Origin of the sequence: Synechococcus sp. H55.8 (assembly GCF_047462375.1) — a bacterium.
Taxonomy (GTDB): domain Bacteria; phylum Cyanobacteriota; class Cyanobacteriia; order Thermostichales; family Thermostichaceae; genus Thermostichus.
In genome coordinates, this window is record NZ_JANSJC010000004.1 from 147,990 (window position 1) to 154,229 (window position 6,240).

The window sequence follows — 6,240 nt, forward strand, 5'->3', positions numbered from 1 at the left end:
GAGCTGGAGAGCAACGGACAGGCTGTTCCATAATCTTTTGCAATGACTATGTGATGAGCGGATCCTAGGCTAGAAACTTTTTCAACTCGCAAGCGGCCATCTGTTCCAAGTGGTGGCCGGCCTGACGCTGGGCTTCGGTCACATCCGGGATCCGGTCGCAGAGGGCAGCAACTCCAATTGGCAAAGGTCGGGCGGCCAAGTCGGCTCGGGCTGCCGGGGTGGCCTGGCCACAGAGAATCAGCAGGGGCTTCTGGGCTGCCATGGCCAGCTCCAGCACCACTCCTACCACTTTGCCCATGCTGCTCTGTTCGTCAAGGCGGCCCTCGCCGGTCACCACCAGGTCACAGCGGTGGATGCGCTCCGCCAGAGCCAAGTGCTGGGCCAGCAAGTGGATCCCCGACTCCAGGGTGGCGCCTAAAAAAGCCACCAATCCTGCCCCTAGCCCGCCGGCGGCGCCGGCCCCTGGGATCCCGTCCACAGTCCGGCCCAGGTCGCGCTCCACCACTCTGGCCCACTGCTGCAGTGCCTGCTCCAACTGCCTTACTTGCTGGGGAGTGGCGCCCTTCTGGGGGGCGAAGACGGCAGCCGCCCCCAACGGGCCGGTGAGGGGGTTCTGCACATCGCAGAGGCCGCGGATGCACTTGCCCAGCCAGACAGGCTGCTCGGGCGGCTCGATGCGCGCCAGGCGGGCCAGCTCCCCTCCCCCCCAGCCAATGGGATCCCCGGCCTCATCCAGGAGGCGATAGCCCAAGGCCTGCGCCATCCCTGCGCCCGCATCGACGGTGGCGGATCCGCCCAGCCCTATCCAGATCTCGGCAATGGGATCCCGGCAGACGGCCCGCAACAGCTCCCCCAAGCCATAGGTGGTGGTGCGGGTGGGATCCCGCCGCTGTGGGGGCACCAAGGTCAGGCCGGCCACCTGGGCTACTTCCAGCAGCGCCCGCTCGCCCGCCACCCCGTATTCGGCCCAGACGGGATCCCCCAGCGGGCCGGTGACCCACAGCCCTCGTTTTTCTCCCCCCAGCGCCGGCAGCAGCACCTCTAGGGTGCCCTCGCCCCCATCGGCCAGAGGGAGCAGCTCCACCGCGGCCTGGGGCAACACTTGTTGGATCCCGCGGGCCATGCTCGCTGCCGCTTCCGTGGCCGTCAGGGATCCCTTGAAGCTATCCGGGCAGACCAAAATCCGCCGGGGCGCGCGCGGATCCCATTCCTTTTGTCCCCAATTCGACATAACCCAAAGTTTGGCTCGGCGAGGCTGTTCCAGCGCTAATTGTCCGGGATCCTTTCCCAGAGGGCCAGCCACCCCAGTTTCAAGGCCGGCCCCAGCACCCGCCAGGGACGAAAGCGAACCACCAGGGATCCCTGTCCGCGCCAGCCGCTGCGGGCGAAGGTAAGGCGCAGATGTTGGGCCAACGGGGGGGGCAGAGCGGCGATCAACCCTAGGCATTGCCCCGTCAAGGCCGGGTCGGCAAAGCCGATTTCTAGGCCACCTTGCCAGGACTGGATCTGGATCCCCTTGGCCAACTGCTTCAGAAGGGGCCAGAAGCGAGGCCAGTCGGCAAAGGAGAGACGGCAGCCCACCCGGGCCGGCCAATGCCCGCGAACGCAGAGGGATCCGCAGCGCCATTCCCACCCCCGACGGCTGCCCCGCAGAGCCAAGCCCCCCCACCCGCGCCATTTCCAGCTCCAGGCGAGGGGGCCTTGCCAAGGCTTGCGGTAGCGTAGCAGGAGCTGTTGTGGCCAGAACAGAAACAGCCCCAACCCAGTGACCAGCAGCAGCCCTGCCAGGTACTTGATGATCTCAAGCCAGCCCATAGCGGGCCAGAAAATGGGGCAAATCGACTACCTGACAGGTGTAGGATCCCTGCATCACCAGCCGCCCCTGCTGCGTGATCTCCACCTGAAACTGAACGCGCCTTCCCACCACTTGCACAACCTCAACCTGAAGGTGTAGAGGATCCCCCACCACAGCTGCTGAGCAGTGTTCTAGGACAAAGCGGATCCCGACTGCCGCTTCTTCCCCCTCGTAAAAAGGCTGCAAGGTGTTGTGGCCACATCGCTCGATCAGCGCCAACAGAGCTGGGGATCCGATCACCCTCACGCCGGGGTTGCCCAGGGCCTCAGCCGTCTGCTCGGGGCCGGGGATCCCTTGCCAGGTGCCACGGGTGCCGAGGGGAAGGAGTTTCACAACCCTAGAACCTCAACGCTAGCGGGACGCTGTTCTGGACTGCCACCAGCGCCAGCCCTGCCCAAGCAAAAGGAACAGAGCCAGGATCCCAACGCTGGCCGCCAGCACCAGGGCCCGCTCCAGGCGGGTGGCATAGAACCCCGTCACCGTCCAGTTGCGGCTGAGGTTGGATCCGAGGATGGCGAGCGTGGCCAGGCCCAAAGCTTGGATCCCCGTCCAAGTCGCCCTTCTCCCTTCTTGGTTCAAGGCTATGGGCTGCAGCGCCGCCAAGATCAAGGCGGTGATCAAGGCTGCCAGCAAGAAAGCTGCTTGCGGCTGGGCATGGACGAAATAGCCCACCCCCAGCGGCAGGAGCAGGCTGCCCAGCGTCAGGCCGACCCCGGTTTGCAGGGGTTTGTCTAGCCCGTGCAGCCAGTAAAGAAGCGCAGCCAAGGCCATGGCCGCCATGCCCAAGTAGAGCGCCGCCGATACGTAGGGCTGGGTGAGGTCGATCCCGGCCACCTGCAGGTTGAACTGGTGCAGCAGGTTTTGCAGCAGGGGTCGGGCCGACAAAAACAGGGCAGCCATCGCCCCCCAGCGGCTGGGAAAAGCCAGACACCCCAGCCCCAGCAGCGCCGCCCCGTAGGATCCCCCCAGCCGCAACGCCAGCAGCGCCCCACCGCCTACCAGCGTCAGGCTCACACAGGCCCGCCAGAGCAAGGCCTCTTTCCCCTCGGGTGCCGGGATCCTGCTCTCCAAAGCCAGTAGAGCCCACGAGAGCAACACCCCCGCCCCGTACAGCAGCGCCCAAAAGGGATCCTGGTACAGCCCGTTGCGCACCAGAGCCAGGGCCAGCGCCGTCGCCACCAGCCATCCCACACCGTGCCCCAGGGCCGACAGCAGCCGGTTGGATTCCACCTCGCTGTCGGGTGAGGACTCTGTCCCGCTGGCGCGAACGGGAACAGTCAACAAGGGCAGGGTGCCCGCCACTAGGCTGAGGGCGGCCAGACCAACAGGTAACAACACCGGCCAAGGGAGATCTGGCAGAGATTCCCCTCCCATCTCCATAAGGCGGGATCCCCAAGTCAAGGCGGCGATGCCGCTCCAGCCCTGGGCCAGCCCCATCAGCACAGACAGCATCTCTTCTTCAGCCAAGCAGCCCAGCAACGGGATCCCCACCAAGCCCATCCCCAGGCCGCAGCCCCACAACAGCAGGGAAAAAGCAGCTCCCGCCTCAGATCCCTCGAAGGCGCCGCCGGCTACACCCTGCCAGGTGGCCAAGCTGAGCAGCAGCACCGCCAGCCCCTGCCCGGCCCGCCCACAGCCGCCCAAGCCCAGCAGCCCCAGTCCCACCAGCCCCCCCAACAGCAGGGCCAGCGGAACCGGTTCCGGCAACTGTCCCAGCCCCGCCCCCAGCGCTGCCAGGGCCGCCAGGCCCAGTCCCATTGCCGGCTGCCAACGGCGCAGGGATCCCCAGCGGCGATAGCGAATCGCTTCCAACAGCAGAACCACTAAGCCAATCGCTGCGGCAATCGCCAGCACTCCGCTTGCCATCTCCCCCTCCTGACCAACCCTTCCTCAACTATCGCCGATCTTGCAGCCGGGGAAGAGGCAGTGCTCGGGCCGCCGAGGCGATGGCAAAGATAAGCTGGAAAAGAGCAGCGAGCAGGCGTTCATGTCTTCCGAGCATTACAAGTTTGACCTTTTCTTGCGCTACCACCGAGAGCAGGCGCGGTGGGCGCGGCAACTGGCCGAGCGGCTGGATCGGGAGGGGTTCAAGGTCTGGTTTGACCGCTGGATGCTGCAGCCGGGAGACGACCGCCGGCTGGAGCTGCAACTGGCCATCGAACAATGCCGCTGGATCGGGGTGGTGGCCTCGCCGGAGTTTGTTGCCGATCCCTGGCCTAGAGATGAGCTCTACAGCGGCTTCTCCCACGCTCCGCCCCGACAGAACCAGCGCCTGCTGACGCTGCTCCACACGCCCGCCGAGCTGCCCCGCCCCCTGGCAGAAGCACCGCTGCTGGATTTTAGCGGCTCTGAGGAAGATCCGGTGCTGTTTGAGTACCGGGCCCGGGAGCTGATGCACTTTTTGGATCCCAGCTTCCCCACCCCTGGAGATCTGCAGCGATTTCGGCTGCAATACCACCGCCGCGAGGAACCTCCTGAAGATGAGGAAGTGCGGGGGTTCCAAGCTTTCCTACGAGCCATTCAGCTAGCCATCCTGCGCATTGCCACTGGCGAAATGCCCTCTGCCACACCGGAGGAAGGGGCACGCAAGATTGCCATTTTGCAATTTCTTCAGCGCCTGTTCCAGTGGAACAGCGCCGATATTCAATTCGATCGGGCCGAGGAGTGGCGCAAGCGGGGCAACCTAACCGAAGCCCTGGCCGCCTACGACCGCGCTTTGAACATGGATCCCAACTTCGCCCTGGCCTGGAGCCGACGCGGCGATGTGCTGGTGCAGTTGGCCCGCTACCGCGAGGCGGTGGATAGCTACAACGGATCCCTGAGCATCAACCCCTACGACGAGGAGACGCGGCTGCGCCTGGCCCTGATTCTGGGGCGCCTGGGCCAGTACAAAGCGGCGGTGGTCAACTACGACAAGGTGCTGGAGAGCAACCCGGAGGACGCCCTGGCCTGGCACAACCGCGGCATTCGCCTCATGCAACTGAAGCGGCCCAAGCTGGCCCTCAACAGCCTGAACAAGGCGCTGCGCTACAACCCCCAACAGCCCCGCACCTGGCTGGCGCGTGGGATCGTGTTGCGGCGGCTGCGGCGGCCCAGCTCGGCGGCGGCCAGCTTTGCTCGGGTTTTGAAGCTCAACCCCAGAAGTGGCCGGGTCTGGCGCTACCAAGGTAATGCCCTGTTCCACTGCCAGCGGCTGCGCTCGGCCATCGAGTGTTACAAGCGCTCGCTGCGGCTGCGCCGCCGGGATCCCATTACGCTCCATAACCTAGGGGTGGCTCTGCTGCGCCTGGGGCAGTATCGGCTGGCCAGCAAAGCCCTGGAACGTGCCCTGCGCTACGACGCCGACAACCCCAAAAGCTGGTACGCCCGCGGCGTGGCCTTCCAGAAATTGGGCTACCTAAAGGAGGCTTGCATCCACTTCGAGGAAGCCCTGAAGATCCGGCCAGAGGACTTCCCGGCTCGCTATGCCCTGGCGGTGACACAGCAGGAGCTGGGGCAATACGAGGCCAGCCTGGAGCAGTTCCGGAGCTTGGTGCAGCAGCGTCCTGGCAGCTTTGCCTGCTGGTTTGGCCAGATCACCAGCCTGCGCCGCCTGGGCCGATTGGAAGAAGCCCTTGCCGCCGCCCAAGAGATGACCCGCCTCAACGAACGGGATCCCTGGGGCTGGTTTGCCTTGGGCCTGGTCTATGGCGACCTGGGGGATGCAGAGAAAGCGGCGCAAGCCTACTCGCGCGTCCTGGAGCTCACCCCAGAAGACGCGGTGGCCCTCAACAACCGCGCCTGGGAAGCCCTGAAGCTGGGAAAGTTGGAGCTGGCCCTGGCCGACGCCCAACGGGCTACGCAACTGGAGCCGCAGCGGCCCGCCTTTTGGCATACCTTGGGGTTGATCCAACTACAGGCCGGCCAGCGGGAAGCGGCCCAGGCCAGTTTGCAGCGCTGCCTGGAGCTGGATCCCCAGTTTCAGCCGGCCCAAGCTGCATCCGGCTTGCCGACGGGCATGCCCACCGAAGATAGGGGGACAAAGTCCTTGGAAAGCCCCGCCGCCGAGATGGGATCCCCCTTGCCGGAGCTGGAAACCCTCACCCCTCAACCAGAGCCCCAGCCGCTAGACCGCAGCTCCTGAGCGGATCCCCTTGGCCTGCTCCCATCAGCGCGGCGCGGGCTTCCCAACCTACTTAGAGACAACCCGCACCTGCCCACCACAAAACCGTCAGGAATATAGTCGTTTCAGACAAGATTAAGACACTTTGCCGCTGCCCAAGCGCTCCGCGCCGCTCACGCGACCACCCCCGGCCCCTCTCCCTCAGGGACAGCCCTCACCCCCGGCCCCTCTCCCTGAGGCGGGGGGGGGGGGGGGGGGGGGGGGGGGGGGGGCGGGCCGCGGG

5 protein-coding genes are annotated in these 6,240 nt (G+C 65.8%); 1 reads left to right on the top strand and 4 read right to left on the bottom strand.

From position 1 onward, the window contains the following. Window positions 1-64: 64 nt before the first annotated feature. Genes NW862_RS03405 through NW862_RS03420 form a run of 4 tightly spaced genes read right to left on the bottom strand, consistent with a single transcriptional unit; the run spans window position 65 to window position 3,721 of the window. Window positions 65-1,231 (bottom strand): glycerate kinase, encoded by a 1,167-nt coding sequence (locus NW862_RS03405; protein WP_414347271.1) that lies wholly within the window; start codon window positions 1,229-1,231, stop codon window positions 65-67. A gap of 35 nt (window positions 1,232-1,266) precedes the next feature. Further along, window positions 1,267-1,815, bottom strand: coding sequence for a hypothetical protein (locus NW862_RS03410; protein WP_414335666.1), 549 nt, complete (start codon window positions 1,813-1,815; stop codon window positions 1,267-1,269). Continuing rightward, window positions 1,802-2,188, bottom strand: a complete 387-nt coding sequence (locus NW862_RS03415) for a thioesterase family protein (RefSeq protein WP_414335664.1) — start codon at window positions 2,186-2,188, stop codon at window positions 1,802-1,804. Before NW862_RS03415 ends, NW862_RS03410 begins: the two co-directional genes overlap by 14 nt. Window positions 2,189-2,206: 18 nt before the next feature. Next, window positions 2,207-3,721, bottom strand: a complete 1,515-nt coding sequence (locus NW862_RS03420; protein ID WP_414426922.1) for a hypothetical protein — start codon at window positions 3,719-3,721, stop codon at window positions 2,207-2,209. A gap of 121 nt (window positions 3,722-3,842) precedes the next feature. Between NW862_RS03420 and NW862_RS03425 the strand changes: the two genes are divergently transcribed. Then, window positions 3,843-5,978, top strand: a complete 2,136-nt coding sequence (locus NW862_RS03425; protein ID WP_414426923.1) for a tetratricopeptide repeat protein — start codon at window positions 3,843-3,845, stop codon at window positions 5,976-5,978. Window positions 5,979-6,240: the final 262 nt, after the last annotated feature.

What these genes read in the sequence shown, in the direction of transcription:
- NW862_RS03405 (WP_414347271.1), bottom strand. Translation starts at nt 1,231, where the DNA reads ATGTCGAATTGGGGACAAAAGGAATGGGATCCGCGCGCGCCCCGGCGG.
- NW862_RS03410 (WP_414335666.1), bottom strand. Translation starts at nt 1,815, where the DNA reads ATGGGCTGGCTTGAGATCATCAAGTACCTGGCAGGGCTGCTGCTGGTC.
- NW862_RS03420 (WP_414426922.1), bottom strand. Translation starts at nt 3,721, where the DNA reads ATGGCAAGCGGAGTGCTGGCGATTGCCGCAGCGATTGGCTTAGTGGTT.
- NW862_RS03425 (WP_414426923.1), top strand. Translation starts at nt 3,843, where the DNA reads ATGTCTTCCGAGCATTACAAGTTTGACCTTTTCTTGCGCTACCACCGA.